Raw genomic sequence first — 16,791 nt, 5'->3', positions numbered from 1 at the left:
CGGCAGCCTAGCTGCTATTTCTTGAGAAACTTATCCGGCGGGATCGTCACCGTCATTTCCCGCGGCTTGGGATTGACGAAGTTCGCCAGCGCGAAGACCACGCCATAGACGATGCCGGCGATCACGGCGACGACCGTCAGGAAGCGGAACAGGCTGGGCATCGGCAGGATCTCGGAGAGGGTCTCGGTCAGGGGCTTGGCGGGCAAATTAACCAATGAAATCATCCAACACGTTCGCCGTTTCGTGGCAAGAGTCCTCTGGCGAGGGCCCCTGCGGGGTCGTATAGGTGGCCAAAGGATGCCGCCTTTGGCGGCAGATCGAGCGAGACCCATTCGAGCGAGACAAATGCCCGACGCCGCGTTGCCGATCCAAGCCTCGCCCGAGGCCGACATCCTGTCGGCGCTGGGGACGCGCTCGGTCGTGCTCGTCGGCATGATGGGGGTGGGCAAATCCACCATCGGCCGCCGCATGGCTCTCCGGCTCAAGCTGCCCTTCGTCGATGCCGACACCGAGATCGAGGCCGCGGCCGGCATGACCATACCGGAAATCTTCGAGCGCCACGGCGAGCCGCATTTCCGCGACGGCGAGGCCCGCGTGATCGCGCGACTGCTCGACGGCGGCCCCATCGTGCTGGCGACCGGCGGCGGCGCCTTCATGCGCGAGGAGACGCGGGCGCGCATCGCCGCGAAGGCGATCTCGATCTGGCTCAAGGCCGATCACGACGTCATCATGCGCCGCGTGCGCCGGCGCGCCGACCGTCCGCTGCTCCAGACCGCCGATCCCGAAGGAACCGTGACGCGCCTGCTCACCGAGCGCGAGCCGGTTTACGGCCATGCCGACCTCACCATCGCCTCGCGCGACGTGCCGCACGACAAGATCGTCGACGAGACCATCGAGACGCTGCGTGCGCATCTTTGCGGCGAACGGGCGTCCCCGCCACCAGCCGACGTCGCGAGTGCCGCACGATGACCGCGCCCTTGAAACATTCTGATCCCGTCACAGTCGAGGTCGCGCTGGAGAATCGCGCCTATGACATCGTCATCGGCCGCGGCGTGCTGGCTTCGCTCGGCGAACGGGTCGCGCGCCTGCGCCCCGGCGTGCGCACTGCGATCGTGACGGATCGCACCGTCGCGAAATACTGGCTCGAGCCTGCCGAGGCCTCACTGGCCGCCGCGGGCATTCCGACATCGCGCATCGTCGTCGAGGAAGGCGAGATATCCAAGACCTATGCCGGTCTCGAAAAGGTCAGCGAAGCCCTGATCGCCGCGAAGATCGAGCGCAACGATCTCGTCATCGCGCTCGGCGGCGGTGTGGTCGGCGATCTCGCCGGCTTTGCGGCGGCGATCCTGCGCCGCGGCGTCGATTTCGTGCAGGTGCCGACCTCGCTGTTGGCGCAGGTCGATTCCTCCGTCGGCGGCAAGACCGGCATCAACTCGCCGCAGGGCAAGAATCTGCTCGGCGCCTTCCACCAGCCGGTGCTGGTGATCGCCGACACCGCCGTGCTCGACACGCTGTCGCCGCGGCAGTTCCGCGCCGGCTACGCCGAGGTCGCCAAATACGGCGTGCTCGGTGATGAGGCCTTCTTCGTCTGGCTCGAGAAGAATCATTCCGACATCGCCAAAGGCGGTTCGGCGCGCGAGCATGCGATCGCGACCTCCTGCCGCGCCAAGGCCGGCGTGGTCTCGCGCGACGAGCGCGAGACAGGCGAGCGTGCGCTGCTCAATCTCGGCCATACGTTCGGCCATGCGCTGGAAGCCGCGACCGGCTTCTCCGACCGCCTGTTTCACGGCGAGGGCGTTTCGATCGGCATGACGCTGGCGGCGCAGTTTTCCGCGAAGCTCGGCATGATCGGCGAAGCGGATGCGACGCGCGTCGAGCGTCACCTGATTGAGGCCGGCCTGCCGACGCGTTTGCAGGACATCGCGGGCTTTGCGCAGGAGGGGCTTGCCGATGCCGACGCGCTGATGGCGCTGATGGCGCAGGACAAGAAGGTCGTGCGCGGCAAGCTCACCTTCATCCTGCTGGAGGCCGTGGGACGCGCCGTGATCGTGAAGGATGTCGAACCGGCTCCGGTGCGCGACTTCCTCAAGGACAAGCTCGCCCACAAGGCGTGACACGCGGTTGAACGGCGCTAAAGCGTTTTCGAGCGAAGTGGGTACCGGTTCGCGTCAAGAAAACGCGTCAAAACAAGAAACCAGAGTGGTTCATGGATTGGCTCGGATTCACCATCGTCATTCTCTGCCTGCTCGTCTCCGGCTTCTTCGCCGCGAGCGAGACCGCGCTGACCGGCGCCTCGCGCGCCAGCATGCTGCGGCTCTCCAAGCAGGGTAATCGCGACGCCGACGTGGTCTCGCAGCTGCTCGACATGCGCGAGCGCCTGATCGGCGCGCTGCTGCTCGGCAACAACATCGCCAATATCAGTGCATCCGCCCTGGCCACCAGCATCTTCACGGCCTGGTTCGGCGATGTTGGCGTGCTCTATGCCACCGGCTTGATGACCGCGCTGGTCGTGATCTTCGCCGAGGTGCTGCCCAAGACCATCGCGATCAACGCGCCCGATCGCATGGCGCTGGCGGTCGCGCGCCCGATGCGGCTGACGATGTACGTGCTGGGGCCGCTGCTGCGGATCGTGGAAGTCATCGTGCGGCTGTTGATGCGTCTGTTCGGCCTTGCCGGCGAGCACCAGGCGATCCTGTCGCCGACCGAGCGCCTGCGCGGTGCGGTCGACCTGCTGCACCACGAAGGCAAGTTCGAGAAGCACGACCGCGACATGCTCGGCGGGCTGCTCGATCTGCGCGAGCTCCAGGTCTCCGACGTCATGATCCATCGCACCGAGATGACGATGATCAACGCCGACCTGCCGCCGGAGGATCTGGTGCGCGAGGTGCTGGCGGCCGAATATACCCGCATCCCGCTGTGGCGCGAGAAGCCGGAAAACATCATCGGCGTGCTCCACGCCAAGGATTTGCTGCGCGCGATCCGCGCGGCCGACGGCGAGACCTCGCGCATCGACGTCTCCACCATCGCGCTGCCGCCCTGGTTCGTGCCGGAGATGCGGCCCGTCTCCGAGCAGCTCAAGGCGTTCCGCCGCCGCAAGACCCATTTCGCCCTGGTCGTCGACGAGTATGGCGAAGTTGAAGGTCTCGTGACGCTGGAAGACATTCTGGAAGAGATCGTTGGCGACATCTCCGACGAGCATGATGTCGTGGTCGCGGGCGTGCGCGCCCAGCCGGACGGCTCGGTCGTCGTCGACGGCTCGGTGCCGATCCGCGATCTCAACCGCGCCATGGACTGGCACCTGCCCGACGAAGAGGCAACGACGGTCGCCGGCCTCGTCATTCACGAGGCGCGCTCGATCCCCGACCGCGGCCAGAGTTTCACCTTTCACGGCTTCCGCTTCCGCGTCCTCCGCCGCGAACGCAACCGCATCACCGCACTCCGTATTTCACCGGTGCCGCGCGAGACGGAAATGGAGGAAGCCAAGCGGCGGCGGGCGGGGACGTCGTTTTGACGCGGTAGCTTTGGCTCTGAAGCTTCCACATCGTCATGGCCGGGCTTGACCCGGCCATCCACGTCTCACTGGCCGCACCAAGAACGTGGATGCCCGGGACATAGGCGAGCGGCAGCGACGCCGTCCTTCGTACGGCTATGCCCGGGCATGACGACCATTTCGATGACGCACGAGGCCTCCAGCCGAGAGTGAAGAAGCCTCAGCCTTCCCCCGGCGCTTGCGCGTGGATCGCCAGCGCGTGCACGCTGCCTGCGAGTTCCGCGGCCAGCGCCGAATTTATCATGCGGTGGCGATCGACCCGGCTCTTCCCTTTGAAGCCCTGAGACACGATATAAACGCGGAAGTGCGTCTCGCCGCTCGGCCGATGGCCGGCGTGGCCCTCATGCAAATGTGACTCGTCGACGACTTGCAGGCTTTCCGGCGTGAAAGCTTCCTGCAACTTGTTGCTGATAGTGTCTCTCATAGCCATGGGTGTGCCATTAAGGTGCGCGACCGCACTCCGTCAATTCCGTAGGTCGCCTTTGGCGGCCGTTCTTGAGAACGCCGAGGCGAAGCTTCGGGTATGTGTTTTCAGCTAATTGCAATGTCAAGACTTGAAGGTTTTTGCATTGCGTAGTCAAAGTCAGCCATGCCGATCGATTCATCAAAGTTCTTCGACTCCATCCGGGTCAAGCCGAAAGGCAAGCAGCCGGACGTGAAGCCGCGCGACGCCGTGGTCAATTGCGAATGGACCGGGTGCCAGAACAAGGGCGCCCATCGTGCGCCCAAGGGTCGCGACAACCAGCGTGAGTACTGGCACTTCTGCCTGAACCATGTGCGCGAGTACAACCAGAACTACAATTTCTTCTCCGGCATGAATGCCGACGCTGTCGCGCGCTATCAAAAAGATGCGCTGACCGGTCATCGTCCGACCTGGAAGATGGGCGCCAATGGCGGCGTCAAGAAAGGCGCGGAGGCCGAGATCGACGGCGCCTTCGATCCGTTCAGCATGTTCCAGGAGCTCAACGGCCGCACCGGCTGGCGCGCCGGCCCGCAGGCCGCGCCCAAGGCCGAGACGCGCAAGATCATGAATGCCGAGCGCAAGGCGCTCCAGGTGATGGGCCTCGGCCCCGAGTCCACGCTGGCCGACGTCAAGTCCAAGTACAAGGCGCTGGTGAAGCAGCACCACCCCGACGCCAACGGCGGCGACCGCTCCACCGAGGATCGCCTGATCGAGATCATCAAGGCGTATAATTATCTGAAGACCGTGGTGCGCGAGGCCTGAGGCCTCTCCCCGCGCCGCAGTATCGTAGGGTGGGCAAAGCGAAGCGTGCCCACCACTTCTGTTGCGGTGTTGGATCGATGGTGGGCACGGCGCAAGTGCGCCTTTGGCCACCCTACGATTCCCGGCTCGCGGAGATATCCGCGGTCCCTCACATCTTCGGCATCGCCCCCACATATGACGAACTCGGCCGGATCAGCCGTCCGGTCCGCTGCTGCTCGCGCGCATGCGCCGTCCAACCGGCGGCGCGCGCCACCGCGAAGATCGGCGTGAAGGCCTGCCTCGGGATCGCCAGCGCATCGAGCAGGATCGCGGTGAAGAACTCCACATTGGTCTCCAGCGGCCGGTCCGGATTCTTCTTGCGCAGTGCGCTGCGGATATAGGCTTCGACCTCGCCGGCAAAGGGCAGGTCGGCGCCGTCCGAGGCCAGCGCCTCGATCGCGGTCTTGAGCACGTCGGCGCGCGGATCGCGCACGCGATAGACGCGGTGGCCAAAACCCATCATCCGCTCGCCGCGAGCGAGTGCCGCGTCCACCCAGGGCTGGATGCGCTCGCGCGAGCCGATCGCGTCGAGCATTTCCAGCACCGGCTCCGGCGCGCCGCCATGCAGCGGACCCGTCAGCGCGCAATAGCCGGCGGTGACGGCGGCAAACAGATCAGCCTGCGTCGAGGCCACCACGCGCGCGGTGAAGGTCGAGGCGTTCATGCCGTGGTCGCTGGCGGTGACGAGATAGGCGTCCAGCGCCGTGACCTCGCGGGGTTCAGGCGCCCGCCCGTGCAGCATGCGAAGCGTATCGGCAGCATGGCTCACGTTCGGATCGGGCGCCACGGGATCGAGACCCCTGGCGCGGCGGACGAGCGCGCCCGCAATCACCGGGAATGCGCCGACGATCGTCGCCTCATGGGCGAGGCCGTGCTCGGCGCGAAGTCCGGCGACCGCCGCGCGAAACCCTTCGACGACGCCCATGCCGCGCGTCGCCGGCAGCAACTCGTCCAGCCGGGCGAAGGCGCGCTCGCGTGCCGCGCCGAGGCTCGCGCGCACATTGGCTTCGCTCAGCGTGGTTATGCTGGCGCCGTTCCAGAGCCTGGCGGTGACGCCCTCAAAGCTCGACTGCCTGGCGAGGGTGCCTACATGCTCGCCGGCGATGATCAACTCGCCGCGCTCGCCGTCGACATGGCTCAGCACGGTTTCGGCCGCGGGAACGCCGTCCAGCCCGATCTGGCTCTTGGTGAGGTGGATGTTCATGGCCCAAATCTCCTTTGTACCAGTCAAAGGTCAGGCCTCTCGACAGATTGATCAATCTTGATTACATAAATCAATATGAATAATTCCGAGGAGCTCTACCTGTCGGCCAGGGAAGCTGCCGCCGAGCTCGCGATCTCGCCGGCCACGCTCTACGCCTATGTCAGCCGCGGCCTGGTCCGCTCCGAGCCGACGCCGGACTCGCGCAAGAACCGCTATCGCGCCGAGGACGTCCGGGCGCTGAAGGAGCGCCGGGTGCCGTCGCCGGAGCCGCGCGGCCTGCGCAGCTTCGATGCCGATCTGCCGGTCATGGACACCGAGATCTCCACCATCACCGAGGACGGCGCGATCTATCGCGGCGTCAATTGCGTCGATCTCGCCGAAAACGACACGCTGGAGCACACGGCGACGCTTCTGTGGGACGTCTCCGGCGTCGATCCCTTTGCGCCGGATAATCAGCCCGCGGTGTCCGATGAGATGCGCCTGATCGCGCAGGCGGCACGCCGCGCCGCGCCGATCGATCGCGCCATTGCCGTGCTGGCGCTCGCATCGAGCGCCGATCCCCGCGCCTTCACCCGCGCGCATGATGGACGCGCGATGGTCGGTGCGCGCATCGTCCGACTCCTGGTCGCGACCATGCTCAATACGGAGCCGTCCGCCGAGCCACTGCACCAGCAGATCGCGAGGGCCTGGGCGCCCGACAACAAGCACGCGGCCGATCTCATACGCCGCGCGCTGGTTCTGCTCGCCGAGCATGAATTGAACGCGTCCACCTTCACCGCGCGTTGCGCAGCCTCGACCGGCCTCAATCTTTATGACTCCGTCATCGCCGGCCTCGCCGCGCTGAAGGGACCGAAGCACGGCGGCGCCGGCGTGCTCGCCTCGCAGCTCGTCAAGGCGCTGGTGGATCGTGACGTCGAGCCAATGGTCCGCGAACGCGTCGCGCTCGGCGAACGCTTTGCGGGCTTCGGTCACGGTGTCTACAAGCGGGGCGATCGGCGCGCGCAGTCGCTCCTGAATTCCCTGGCCCGCACCGGCGCACCGCGCAAATTCACCAAGGAGGTGCCCGAGCGCATCGCGGAGGCGACCGGCGAGCTCGTCAACATCGACTACGCGCTCGCGGTGCTCGTACACGCGCTGCGCCTGCCCGCAGGCAGCGAGCTCGCCCTGTTCGCCATGGCCCGCAGCGTCGGCTGGATCGCTCATGCGAGCGAGCAATTACAGTTCGGCAAGCTGATCAGGCCAAGGGCGCGTTATGTTGGGCCTGCACCGGGGCGAAGGGCAGGGGGCGCGGACTCCAAGGGATAATCAAAAACCCTCATGGTGAGGAGCGCGGAACGCGCGTCTCGAACCATGCAGGCCCGGCTTTCGCCCACGGCCATCCTTCGAGACGCCCGCCGTTGGCGGGCCCTCCGGATGAGGAGGGTGGGCTTGGATACGGTCAATCACCCCCGCGGCTTCGCCACCGCCACATCGCCACCGTTTCGGCGGCGATAGATCCAGACCGCCAGGCCCAGAACGATCGCGCCGCCGATCACGGTCAGGATCCAGATGTGCTTGCCGACATGTCCATGGTGATGCAGCCCGGCATATTCGTGCAGGGCCGACACCGCCAGCACGCCCGGCAGCACATGCGCCGGCGCCCAGACCAGGATCGCCGGGATGTTGATGGCGTAGAAGCGGGCCGGGGGCATGCCGAGCGCACCCGCGGTGACCGGGACGAAGGCCCGGATCGGCGGCACGAAGCGGGCGAAGAACACCGCCCAGGTGCCGAAGCGGTGGAAGAAAGTCTCGCTCTGCTCGACCACCCGCGGATAATTGGTCAGCGGCCAGGTGTTGAGGATCTCCCGTTGCTGCCGGTGCCCGATCCAGTACGCCGAACCATCGCCGAGCACTGCGCCCAGCGCTGCCGCCAGCAACACCCATTGCAGCCGAAGCTCGCCGCCTGGGACCAGGGCGCTCAGCGCCAGGATGATGGTCGAGCCCGGGATGACGGACCCCACCACTGGAACCGCCTCCAGCAGGGCCGCCAGGAACAGGGTCAGATAGGCCAGCCACGCGTGGGCCGAGACGAATGAAATGAGGGGATCGAGAAAGGACGTCACATCGTCTCTGTGGTGGGATTGGGCCTCGAGGTTCGGGCCCTACATCGGACCCTACATAAGTAACGACCGGCGGCAAAAGTGCCAGCCGCGTAGGCAGGACCGTGCCTCCGCACGAAATTCAGGCGTGATTCGCAGGGCAGCCTTCCAAAAATCGCGTTCCTTGCCTATCTAAATGAAAAGACAACGGAACTTTGATTGGGGGGCGGGCTTCTGCCCGCACGTTGTCTCTGATAGGTTCGCAACAGCACCCAGCCGCAGCCAACGTGCAATAACTGGTCTCGGGATCGCCCGGGACCTCGGAGGATTGATGACGACCGCCGCGATGTCCAAAGTTGAGGAAGTTTCCGGTTTGCCCGACATGAAGGTGTCGGTGCGCCAGGTGTTCGGGATCGACAGCGATCTCGAAGTCCCCGCTTATTCCGAAGTCGATCCTCACGTCCCCGAAGTCGATTCCGATTACCGTTTCGATCGCGCCACCACGCTCGCCATTCTCGCGGGCTTCGCCCACAACCGCCGCGTCATGGTCACGGGTTATCACGGCACCGGCAAGTCCACCCATATCGAGCAGGTCGCCGCGCGACTGAACTGGCCCTGCGTGCGCGTCAACCTCGACAGCCACATCAGCCGTATCGACCTCGTCGGCAAGGACTCGATCGTGGTCCGCGACGGCAAGCAGGTCACCGAATTCCGCGACGGCATCCTGCCCTGGGCGCTCCAGCATAACGTCGCGCTGGTGTTCGACGAATACGACGCCGGCCGTCCGGACGTGATGTTCGTGATCCAGCGCGTGCTGGAAGTCTCCGGCCGGTTGACGCTGCTCGACCAGAACAAGGTGATCAAGCCGCATCCCGCATTCCGCATGTTCTCGACCGCCAACACCGTCGGCCTCGGCGACACCTCGGGCCTCTATCACGGCACCCAGCAGATCAACCAGGGCCAGATGGACCGCTGGTCGATCGTGACCACGCTGAACTACCTCAGCCATGACGAGGAAGTGGAGATCGTGCTGGCCAAGGCCAAGCACTATCGCACCACGGAGGGCCGCGACATCGTCAACAAGATGGTTCGCCTCGCCGATCTCACCCGCAACGCCTTCGCCAATGGCGATCTGTCGACGGTGATGAGCCCGCGCACCGTGATCACCTGGGCGGAAAACGCCGACATCTTCGGCGACATCGGATTTGCGTTCCGGGTCACCTTCCTCAACAAGTGCGACGAGCTGGAACGGCCCCTCGTCGCCGAGTTCTACCAGCGCTGCTTCAACGCGGAGCTGCCGGAATCGGCGGTGAACGTGGCGCTCAGCTGATTTCTCGCGATATGTCGTCCCGGCGAACGCCGGGACCCATACCGCGTGATGTCTCGAGTGAAGCGACGCTGCTAATTTCTCCTGACGCAATGATCGCCGGTGGTTATGGGTCCCGGCCTTCGCCGGGACGACGGGTAAGGGCGAGATGAGCACCACCTCCAACTCCAAATTCCGCAACACCAAGGAAGCGCCGACCGAGCCGTTCAAGCGCTCGGTGGCCTCCTGCCTGAAGGCGATCGCCAAGGCCCCCGAGCTCGACGTCAGCTTCGCCGCCGAGCGTCCAGGGCTCGCGCCGGGCAAGGCGCGGCTGCCCGAGCCAGCGCGAAAGATGACCAGGCGGGATGCCGCGATCGTGCGCGGCCATGCCGATTCCATCGCACTCAAGCTCGCCTGTCATGATCCAAAGGTGCATCGCAAGCTGATGCCGGGCAATCCGCAGGCGCGCGGCGTGTTCGAGGCGGTGGAGCAGGCCCGGGTCGAGGCGATCGGCGCGCGGCGCATGGCGGGCGTTGCGAAAAACCTCACCGCGATGCTCGACGACCATTTCCATCGCGGCAAGTTCGACGAGATCACCGATCGCGCCGATGCGCCGCTCGCCGACGCGCTGGCGATGCTCGTGCGCGAACGCCTGACCGGCATGGCGCCGCCCACGGCCGCCAAGAAGATGGTCGATCTCTGGCGTCCTATTCTCGAAGACAAGATCGGCAGGCGGCTCGACCGGCTCGATACCGTGGTCGAGGACCAGACCAGGTTCGGCGATGCCGTGCACGATCTCCTGACGGCGCTCGAAATCGGCGACGAGCGCAGCGCAGACAGCGAAGACAATGACGAGAACGACGAGAACCAGGACGGCGACAACGATCAGTCCGGTGCCGAGGGTTCGCCCGATTCCGACGCCGCGCAGGAGATGAGCGCCGATCAGGCCCAGGCGTCGAGCGAGGAGATGAGCGAGAGCGCGATGGAAAGCGCGCAGGCCTCGACCTCCGACACCTTCGACGACGGCGAGCTCGGCGACGACGAGACGCCGGGCGAGGCGACGCGGCCGAATTCGCACGGCAAGAACGAGCCGCGGGGGCCGGAATATCATGCCTTCGCGCCGAAGTTCGACGAGATCATTGCCGCCGAGGACCTCTGCGACCATGACGAGCTGGAGCGCCTGCGCGCCTATCTCGACAAGCAGCTCGCGCATCTGCAGGGCATCGTCGCCCGTCTCGCCAACCGCCTCCAGAGGCGCTTGATGGCGCAGCAGAACCGCGCCTGGGAGTTCGATCTCGAAGAGGGCATTTTGGACCCCGCGCGCCTGTCGCGCGTGGTGACCGATCCCTATCACCCGCTGTCCTTCATGCACGAGAAGGAGGCAACGTTCCGCGACACCGTGGTGACGTTGCTGCTCGACAATTCCGGCTCGATGCGCGGCAGGCCGATCACGGTCGCGGCGACCTGCGCCGACATTCTCGCCCGCACGCTGGAGCGTTGCGGCGTCAAGGTCGAGATTCTCGGCTTCACGACGCGCGCCTGGAAGGGTGGGCAATCGCGCGAGGCGTGGCTTGCCGCCGGCAAGCCGGCCAGTCCGGGCCGCCTCAACGATCTCCGCCACATCATCTACAAATCGGCGGACGCCCCGTGGCGTCGTGCGCGGAAGAATCTCGGCCTGATGATGCGCGAGGGGCTGCTGAAGGAGAACATCGACGGCGAGGCGCTCGACTGGGCGCACAAGCGCCTGCTCGGCCGGCCCGAGCAGCGCAAGATCCTGATGATGATCTCGGACGGCGCGCCGGTCGACGATTCCACGCTGTCGGTCAATCCCGGCAACTATCTCGAGCGGCACCTGCGCCACATCATCGAGGAGATCGAGATCCGCTCGCCGGTCGAGCTGATCGCGATCGGCATCGGCCATGACGTGACGCGCTATTATCGCCGCGCCGTGACGATCGTGGATGCCGAAGAGCTCGGCGGCGCGATCACCGAAAAACTCGCCGAACTCTTCAGCGAGACCAACACCGCGCCGACGCAGCCGGCCGGTCGCCCGCGACGCAAACTGCATTCGTGAGCAAATATCGATCCCGCCGCAGCTTTATCGGCCACGCGGCGGCGGGATTTTCCACTCTCGCACTGTCTCGGCTGGCGCAGGCACAGCCCGCGCCGAAGCCGGCGCTGATCGAGCACGCCGTCGCCGCGCCCGTTGGCATCGAGGTCAACGCGCGGCCGATTCCCAATTTCGAGCCGCGCGACCGCGTGCGCACGCGCTTCGGTTCGCTGGACTATCGCGGCGGCCTGGTGCTGACCTCGCCGCATCGCGGCTTCGGCGGGCTGTCCGGCTTCCGCTTCCTCGACAGCAAAGGCGAGCGCTTCCTCGCGATCTCCGACCAGGGCACCTGGTTCACCGGTCGCATCCACTATTCCGGGCGGAGCATGACCGGTCTCGACGACGTCGAGGCCGCGCCGGTGCTCAATGCGGAGGGGCGGCCGATCACGGAGAAGCGGCTGTGGTACGACACCGAGTCGCTCGCGCGCGACGGCGACCTCGTCTATGTCGGGCTCGAGCGCGTCAACCAGATCATGCGGTTCGATTTTTCGAAGGGCGGCACGCGCGCCCGCGGCGAGGTGCTGCCGACGCCGCAGGCCGTGCGCAAACTGCCCTATAACAAGGGGCTCGAGGCGTTGGTGTTTGTCCCCAAGGACATATCAAAGGGGCAGCCGCTCGCGGGGACCTTGATCGCGCTGTCGGAGGGCGGCTTCGATGCCGACGGCAATCTGATCGGATTTTTGCTCGGCGGCCCCACGCCCGGCCAGTTCAGCATTCGCCGCACCGACCAGCAGCTCATCAGCGACGCCGTGCTGCTGCCCTCGGGCGATCTCCTGATCCTCGAACGCAAATTCTCCTGGTTCACCGGCGTCGACATCCGCATCCGCGCGATCCCCCTGAAATCGATCGCGCCCGGCGCATTGGTCGACGGCCCCGTGCTGTTCAAGGCCGATCTCGGCCACGAGATCGACAACATGGAAGGCATCGACGCCCATTTCACGCCCGAGGGCGAGACCGTGCTGACGCTGGTGTCCGACGACAATTTCTCGATGCTCCAGCGCACGCTGCTGCTGCAGTTCGCGCTGGTGGAGTAGCCGCAATGCATCCCCCGCGAGCCGCCATTCCCGCCGCGCGGCTGGCAATTGGCGCATCGCTCACTACACTCCCTCCAACTCCCGCCCTCCCTCCCTTTCGGAACTCCCCCGCATGAGCGCCCTGTTTTCCCCGATCAAGCTGCGCGGCCTGACCTTGAAGAACCGCATCGTGGTGTCGCCGATGTGCCAATATTCGGCCGAGGACGGCGTTCCCACCGACTGGCACTTCACCCACATCAACAATCTCAGCCTGTCCGGCGCGGCGATGTTCTGCATCGAGGCGACCCATGTCGAGGCGATCGGCCGCATCACGCCGGGCTGCCTCGGGCTCTACAGCGATGCCGCCGAGGCCGCGCTGAAGCAGATCCTCACCTCGGTGCGCAAACATTCCTCGACCGCCGTCGCAATGCAGCTCGCGCATGCCGGCCGCAAAGCCTCGAGCGCGCGGCCTTGGGACGGCGGCCAGCTGATCGCGCAGGACGCGGGCGGCTGGCAGACCGTGGCGCCGTCCGCGCTGCCGCACAAGGAGGGCGAGGCCGCGCCGCTGGCGCTCGACGCCGCAGGCCTCAAGCGCATCCGCGATGCCTTCGTCGATGCCGCCAGACGCGCCGACCGCATCGGCATCGACGCCATCGAGCTGCACGGCGCGCACGGCTATCTCCTGCATCAATTCCTGTCGCCGATCTCGAACAGGCGCACCGACGAATATGGCGGTAGCTTGCAGAACCGCATGCGCTTCCCGCTGGAGGTCTACGACGCCGTTCGCGCGGCGTTCCCGCACGACAAGCCGGTCGGCATGCGGGTGTCGTCGACCGACTGGGTCGAGGGCGGCTGGGATCTGGCGCAGACGATTGAGTTCGCCAAGGCGCTGAAGGCGCGCGGCGTCGACTGGATCGATGCCTCCTCCGGCGGCGTCTCGCCGCTGCAGAAGATCGCGCTCGGCCCCGGCTATCAGGTGCAGTTTGCCGAGGCCATCAAGCGCGAGACGGGTTTGCCCACCATCGCCGTCGGCCTGATCACCGAGCCGAAGCAGGCCGAAGACATCGTCGCATCCGGCAAGGCCGACATGGTCGCGCTCGCCCGCGGCATGCTCTACGACCCGCGTTGGGCCTGGCACGCCGCAGCCGAACTCGGCGGCGAAGTCGAAGCGCCGCCGCAATATTGGCGCTCGCAGCCCTCGACCCAGAAGGCGCTGTTCGGCAAGACCACGTTCGGGGCGCGGTAGGCTCTTCACCTCGCCCCGCTTGCGGGGAGAGGTCGCATCCCATCGACGATGGGATGCGGGTGAGGGGGTACAGGTGCGGCGATGATCTCACATGCGGAGAGAGGCCCCTCACCCCAACCCTCTCCCCGTAAGAACGGGAGAGGGAGGCAACACCCCTCACGCATCCGTAACGCCTCTCAGCTTCCACCTCCGCCAAATCTGGCCTAACCTCGGGCGCGTCCAACTCCTCGCGGAGGCCCGCCATGCGGTTTCGTATCCGGAAAGCTGCCCACGTCATCGAGCGCGTGGGGCTTGCGATGGCGGGGGCGGCGTGCGGGCTCTTCGTCGGCGCTTATGTGGGATCCGCGATACCCGCGCTCACAACCGAGGGCTTCCTGCTGCTGATGATGGTGCTGGGCTTCGTCGGCTTCTATCTCGGCATCGACACGCCGCAGCTGCCCTTCGACGAGGCCCACGGCGACATCGACGCCGCGGAGCTGCTGAGCTCCGCCGGCACGCTCTGCGCCACGCTCACCGCGCTCGCCTCCGTCGCCATCATCGTGCTCCGCCTCGAGCCGCATATTGCGTGGAGCTGGTTCGCCTTGTTCGGCTGGATCGCCGGCGTGGCGATGCAGATCGTCGCGGGGGCGAAGGCGCGGATGCGGAAGTAGCGGAGTGGGGTAAGGCGGGTAAGGCGGTGCACGCTCCAGATACAGCCGTCGTCCTGGCGAAAGCCAGGACCCATACCGCGTGATCTATCGATTGTGGGCAGTAGGCGTACCGAACGACGAGCCTTCGCCAAACGGCTCCCTGGGGTAATGGGTCCTGGCTTTCGCCAGGACGACGGGGAAGGTTCTCTAAAACACCACGCCCACCTTCGTGCCGCGCTTCCACGCCACGCGGCAGCGCTTCTTGGTGTTCACATGCAGCAGCTCGAAGCGATCGGGAATCTTCACCTGGCCGCCGAGATCGACGCAGGCCCCGCCCGGCGAATAGTCGATCAGCGTGCAGGGGATCACCGGCGCGCGCGGGTCGGTGATGATCTTGGCCTGGCGGGACACGAGGCCTGCGGGTTTGACGCGGGCATGTCGTCGCGGATGCATTGGCACTCTCCTCCAATTTCCGCGGATGGCGCGGGTGGTCTGGGAGACCATGATGAACGAGAGGTGATTCGATCCGACTAAAGCGGGGTCGATAATTTTAATGAATATTGGCGGTAGCGGGGTGGGTTGGCTGTATTCCGCCGTCGTCCTGGCGAAAGCCAGGACCCCCGCGCGAGCGCCCTTGCGCTCGTCGCGATACCCCAGGACGTACTTTGACGAAGGCTCGTCGTTCGGTACGCCGACTGTCCGCAACCGAAAGATCACGCGGTATGGGTCCTGGCTTTCGCCAGGACGACGGCTTTGGTGGAGCGCCGGCCAGCTCCCCATCATGGTCCGCCGCCAAACCACCTCACCCCACCACGATCTCCCCCGTCTCCGCCGCCATCCCCACACCCGGCGGCAGCGGCATCGGCACGGTCACATAGTCCTTCGGCAGATTCACCGGCCGATAGCCCGGCTCCACCGCCATCCGCTTCAATACGCTCTCATGCACATGCGCGCCTTCGGGGATGGGGCGCGGTTCGCAATCGGGGATGTAGAAGCCCCCAAACACTTTCCGCTCCGGCCATTCCTTGTAGGTCGCGCTCTTCGGCAGATACTCCAGCACGCGCCAAACCGCCGTCATCGAATTATGCAGCTCGCCCGTCTTGCCGGTGTATTCAGGCGGCACGTATTGGAACGGCGAGTTCTTGCGCTGGACGCCCCAGGCGAGCTGGTTCACCGTGCGCGGGTTGAAGTTCAGCCCGGCCTTAGTTGCCTCCTCGATCATCCAGAGCAGCGGATATTTGGACTCGCCGCTCTCGGCTTCCGGATAGCCGCCGCCGACGTCGCAATGCACGCCGGCGAACCACACCTGCAGGATGTCCTGCGGCTCCTTCTTCTCGTCGGGCACGTAGCGGTGGCGCCAGTACTCCTGCGGCTCCTCATAGGCCTTGAGGCGGAACATGCGGCGCTGCTCGTCGATGGCGATCGCCTGCCGGAAGATGTTGACGCTCGGATTGCGCAGCGTGAAGGCGAGCTCCTCCAGGCTGAAGACGAGGAAGAAGACGTCGCGCCGCGGCACGATCACGCTCGCCACCGTGTCCCAGACGCCGATGAAGTGGATGGTCGGCCAGCGCGTCGAGGTGATGCGTGCGAACTGCGCGGCGAGGTCGAATTGGTCCTTCGGCAGAGGCCCCTGTTCGTCGACGGCGATGTCCTTGAGGTCCTCGACATCGTTGCCGCGCCCGGTGCCGGAATATTGCTTGTAGGCGACAAGGCCCGAGCCTGCGAGGTTGGCCTGCTCCGGCGAGATCAGGCCTATCTTGTGGATCAGCCCCGCGAGCACGCGCACGGTATAGGCACCGCGCGAAAAACCGAACAGATAGATCCTGTCGCCCGGCGCGTAGTGCTGGACCAGGAAGCAATAGGCCGACAGCACGTTGTCATCGAGCCCGTAGCCGGTGGCGAGCCCCAGCACTAGGTTGACGTTGGCTTTCCAGCGATGCCACGTCGACGGCTCCGTCACCGTGCCGACCCCGGGATCGTAGAACACCATCTGCCGCGGCCGCGTCTTGTCGGTCTTGCGCAGGCAGCGATAGAGCTTCAGGACGTTGGAGATGTTTTCCGAGATCTCGTTGCCGGTGCCGTCACAGCAGATGACGAGATTCTTCGGCTCGGATGTGTGGTCGGCGTTGCGCTCGTGCTCCACGGTACTCCCCTCCCGCTGATGCTACCCGGGCGAGTATAGCGGAAAAGCGCGGGGAGAAGGAGGTGGTGCTTCTTCCCCTCTCCCCTTGCGGGAGAGGGTGGATCGCCGCGAAGCGGCGAGACGGGTGAGGGGTTCTATCCGCGAGTCACTTCGCCACTTGAGTTCATGGATGCAACCCCTTGTATCTGCACGGCCAGCATTTGTGCGATGGAAGTGACTTAGCGCCTTGGCCGGTGGCCACCGGCCAA

16 protein-coding genes are annotated in these 16,791 nt (G+C 65.8%); 10 read left to right on the top strand and 6 right to left on the bottom strand.

The genetic code is table 11. The annotated features are described in order from the left end of the window. Positions 1 to 14 precede the first annotated feature (14 nt). Positions 15 to 161: a hypothetical protein gene (locus tag AC0L3S_RS15835; RefSeq protein ID WP_035669499.1), complete on the bottom strand. Its 147-nt coding sequence runs from the start codon at positions 159 to 161 to the stop codon at positions 15 to 17. 184 nt (positions 162 to 345) lie between these two features. Between AC0L3S_RS15835 and AC0L3S_RS15830 the strand changes: the two genes are divergently transcribed. From AC0L3S_RS15830 to AC0L3S_RS15820, 3 genes are all read left to right on the top strand, one after another. Then, positions 346 to 969, top strand: coding sequence for a shikimate kinase (locus AC0L3S_RS15830; RefSeq protein WP_473279720.1), 624 nt, complete (start codon positions 346 to 348; stop codon positions 967 to 969). Further along, the gene (gene aroB, locus AC0L3S_RS15825) at positions 966 to 2,114 is read left to right on the top strand and encodes a 3-dehydroquinate synthase (protein ID WP_473279718.1); all 1,149 of its coding nucleotides are present in this window, start codon (positions 966 to 968) and stop codon (positions 2,112 to 2,114) included. Before AC0L3S_RS15830 ends, aroB begins: the two co-directional genes overlap by 4 nt. Positions 2,115 to 2,206: 92 nt before the next feature. Further along, positions 2,207 to 3,511 carry an HlyC/CorC family transporter gene (locus AC0L3S_RS15820; protein ID WP_007599226.1) on the top strand — a complete coding sequence of 435 codons (1,305 nt, stop codon included), beginning with the start codon at positions 2,207 to 2,209 and terminating at the stop codon, positions 3,509 to 3,511. Between the two features lie 199 nt (positions 3,512 to 3,710). Here AC0L3S_RS15820 and AC0L3S_RS15815 read toward each other — a convergent pair whose 3' ends face one another. Continuing rightward, positions 3,711 to 3,980: a BolA family protein gene (locus tag AC0L3S_RS15815; RefSeq protein ID WP_473264252.1), complete on the bottom strand. Its 270-nt coding sequence runs from the start codon at positions 3,978 to 3,980 to the stop codon at positions 3,711 to 3,713. Positions 3,981 to 4,139: 159 nt separating this feature from the next. Between AC0L3S_RS15815 and AC0L3S_RS15810 the strand changes: the two genes are divergently transcribed. Beyond that, positions 4,140 to 4,775 (top strand): J domain-containing protein, encoded by a 636-nt coding sequence (locus AC0L3S_RS15810; RefSeq protein WP_473264253.1) that lies wholly within the window; start codon positions 4,140 to 4,142, stop codon positions 4,773 to 4,775. A gap of 148 nt (positions 4,776 to 4,923) precedes the next feature. Here the strand turns inward: AC0L3S_RS15810 and AC0L3S_RS15805 are convergent, their stop codons facing one another. Further along, positions 4,924 to 6,018, bottom strand: a complete 1,095-nt coding sequence (locus tag AC0L3S_RS15805; protein WP_473279716.1) for a citrate synthase/methylcitrate synthase — start codon at positions 6,016 to 6,018, stop codon at positions 4,924 to 4,926. Between the two features lie 75 nt (positions 6,019 to 6,093). Between AC0L3S_RS15805 and AC0L3S_RS15800 the strand changes: the two genes are divergently transcribed. Further along, entirely contained in the window at positions 6,094 to 7,323 is a 1,230-nt protein-coding gene (locus AC0L3S_RS15800) for a citrate/2-methylcitrate synthase (RefSeq protein WP_473279714.1), read from the top strand. 137 nt (positions 7,324 to 7,460) lie between these two features. Here the strand turns inward: AC0L3S_RS15800 and AC0L3S_RS15795 are convergent, their stop codons facing one another. Then, positions 7,461 to 8,120 carry a DedA family protein gene (locus AC0L3S_RS15795; protein ID WP_473279712.1) on the bottom strand — a complete coding sequence of 220 codons (660 nt, stop codon included), beginning with the start codon at positions 8,118 to 8,120 and terminating at the stop codon, positions 7,461 to 7,463. A gap of 307 nt (positions 8,121 to 8,427) precedes the next feature. Here AC0L3S_RS15795 and cobS point away from each other — a divergent pair, with 307 nt between their 5' ends. The 5 genes from cobS to AC0L3S_RS15770 all read left to right on the top strand — a co-directional run bounded on the left by cobS (position 8,428) and on the right by AC0L3S_RS15770 (position 14,421). Then, positions 8,428 to 9,426, top strand: a complete 999-nt coding sequence (cobS, locus tag AC0L3S_RS15790; protein ID WP_275172738.1) for a cobaltochelatase subunit CobS — start codon at positions 8,428 to 8,430, stop codon at positions 9,424 to 9,426. Between the two features lie 145 nt (positions 9,427 to 9,571). Further along, entirely contained in the window at positions 9,572 to 11,476 is a 1,905-nt protein-coding gene (cobT, locus tag AC0L3S_RS15785) for a cobaltochelatase subunit CobT (protein WP_473279710.1), read from the top strand. Continuing rightward, positions 11,473 to 12,546 carry an esterase-like activity of phytase family protein gene (locus AC0L3S_RS15780; protein ID WP_473279708.1) on the top strand — a complete coding sequence of 358 codons (1,074 nt, stop codon included), beginning with the start codon at positions 11,473 to 11,475 and terminating at the stop codon, positions 12,544 to 12,546. The genes cobT and AC0L3S_RS15780 overlap by 4 nt, the downstream gene beginning before the upstream one ends. Positions 12,547 to 12,658: 112 nt before the next feature. Continuing rightward, the gene (locus AC0L3S_RS15775; RefSeq protein WP_473279706.1) at positions 12,659 to 13,771 is read left to right on the top strand and encodes an NADH:flavin oxidoreductase/NADH oxidase; all 1,113 of its coding nucleotides are present in this window, start codon (positions 12,659 to 12,661) and stop codon (positions 13,769 to 13,771) included. Positions 13,772 to 14,013: 242 nt separating this feature from the next. Further along, positions 14,014 to 14,421, top strand: a complete 408-nt coding sequence (locus AC0L3S_RS15770) for a hypothetical protein (RefSeq protein WP_007604593.1) — start codon at positions 14,014 to 14,016, stop codon at positions 14,419 to 14,421. A 186-nt stretch (positions 14,422 to 14,607) separates the two neighbouring features. Here the strand turns inward: AC0L3S_RS15770 and AC0L3S_RS15765 are convergent, their stop codons facing one another. Together AC0L3S_RS15765 and AC0L3S_RS15760 are read right to left on the bottom strand one after the other, a co-directional pair. Next, a complete protein-coding gene (locus AC0L3S_RS15765; RefSeq protein WP_007599245.1) occupies positions 14,608 to 14,853 on the bottom strand; it encodes a PilZ domain-containing protein in 246 nt (81 codons plus the stop codon). 349 nt (positions 14,854 to 15,202) lie between these two features. Then, entirely contained in the window at positions 15,203 to 16,543 is a 1,341-nt protein-coding gene (locus tag AC0L3S_RS15760) for a DUF2235 domain-containing protein (protein WP_473279704.1), read from the bottom strand. Between the last annotated feature and the right edge of the window lie 248 nt (positions 16,544 to 16,791).

The organism is Bradyrhizobium sp. Ken01 (assembly GCF_055807355.1).
This window is presented reverse-complemented; position numbering and strand designations above follow the sequence as displayed.

Coding starts and splice junctions, on each gene's coding strand:
- AC0L3S_RS15835 (WP_035669499.1), bottom strand. CDS start 161: ATGCCCAGCCTGTTCCGCTTCCTGACGGTCGTCGCCGTGATCGCCGGC.
- AC0L3S_RS15830 (WP_473279720.1), top strand. CDS start 346: ATGCCCGACGCCGCGTTGCCGATCCAAGCCTCGCCCGAGGCCGACATC.
- aroB (WP_473279718.1), top strand. CDS start 966: ATGACCGCGCCCTTGAAACATTCTGATCCCGTCACAGTCGAGGTCGCG.
- AC0L3S_RS15820 (WP_007599226.1), top strand. CDS start 2,207: ATGGATTGGCTCGGATTCACCATCGTCATTCTCTGCCTGCTCGTCTCC.
- AC0L3S_RS15815 (WP_473264252.1), bottom strand. CDS start 3,980: ATGGCTATGAGAGACACTATCAGCAACAAGTTGCAGGAAGCTTTCACG.
- AC0L3S_RS15810 (WP_473264253.1), top strand. CDS start 4,140: ATGCCGATCGATTCATCAAAGTTCTTCGACTCCATCCGGGTCAAGCCG.
- AC0L3S_RS15805 (WP_473279716.1), bottom strand. CDS start 6,018: ATGAACATCCACCTCACCAAGAGCCAGATCGGGCTGGACGGCGTTCCC.
- AC0L3S_RS15800 (WP_473279714.1), top strand. CDS start 6,094: ATGAATAATTCCGAGGAGCTCTACCTGTCGGCCAGGGAAGCTGCCGCC.
- cobS (WP_275172738.1), top strand. CDS start 8,428: ATGACGACCGCCGCGATGTCCAAAGTTGAGGAAGTTTCCGGTTTGCCC.
- cobT (WP_473279710.1), top strand. CDS start 9,572: ATGAGCACCACCTCCAACTCCAAATTCCGCAACACCAAGGAAGCGCCG.
- AC0L3S_RS15775 (WP_473279706.1), top strand. CDS start 12,659: ATGAGCGCCCTGTTTTCCCCGATCAAGCTGCGCGGCCTGACCTTGAAG.
- AC0L3S_RS15770 (WP_007604593.1), top strand. CDS start 14,014: ATGCGGTTTCGTATCCGGAAAGCTGCCCACGTCATCGAGCGCGTGGGG.
- AC0L3S_RS15765 (WP_007599245.1), bottom strand. CDS start 14,853: ATGCATCCGCGACGACATGCCCGCGTCAAACCCGCAGGCCTCGTGTCC.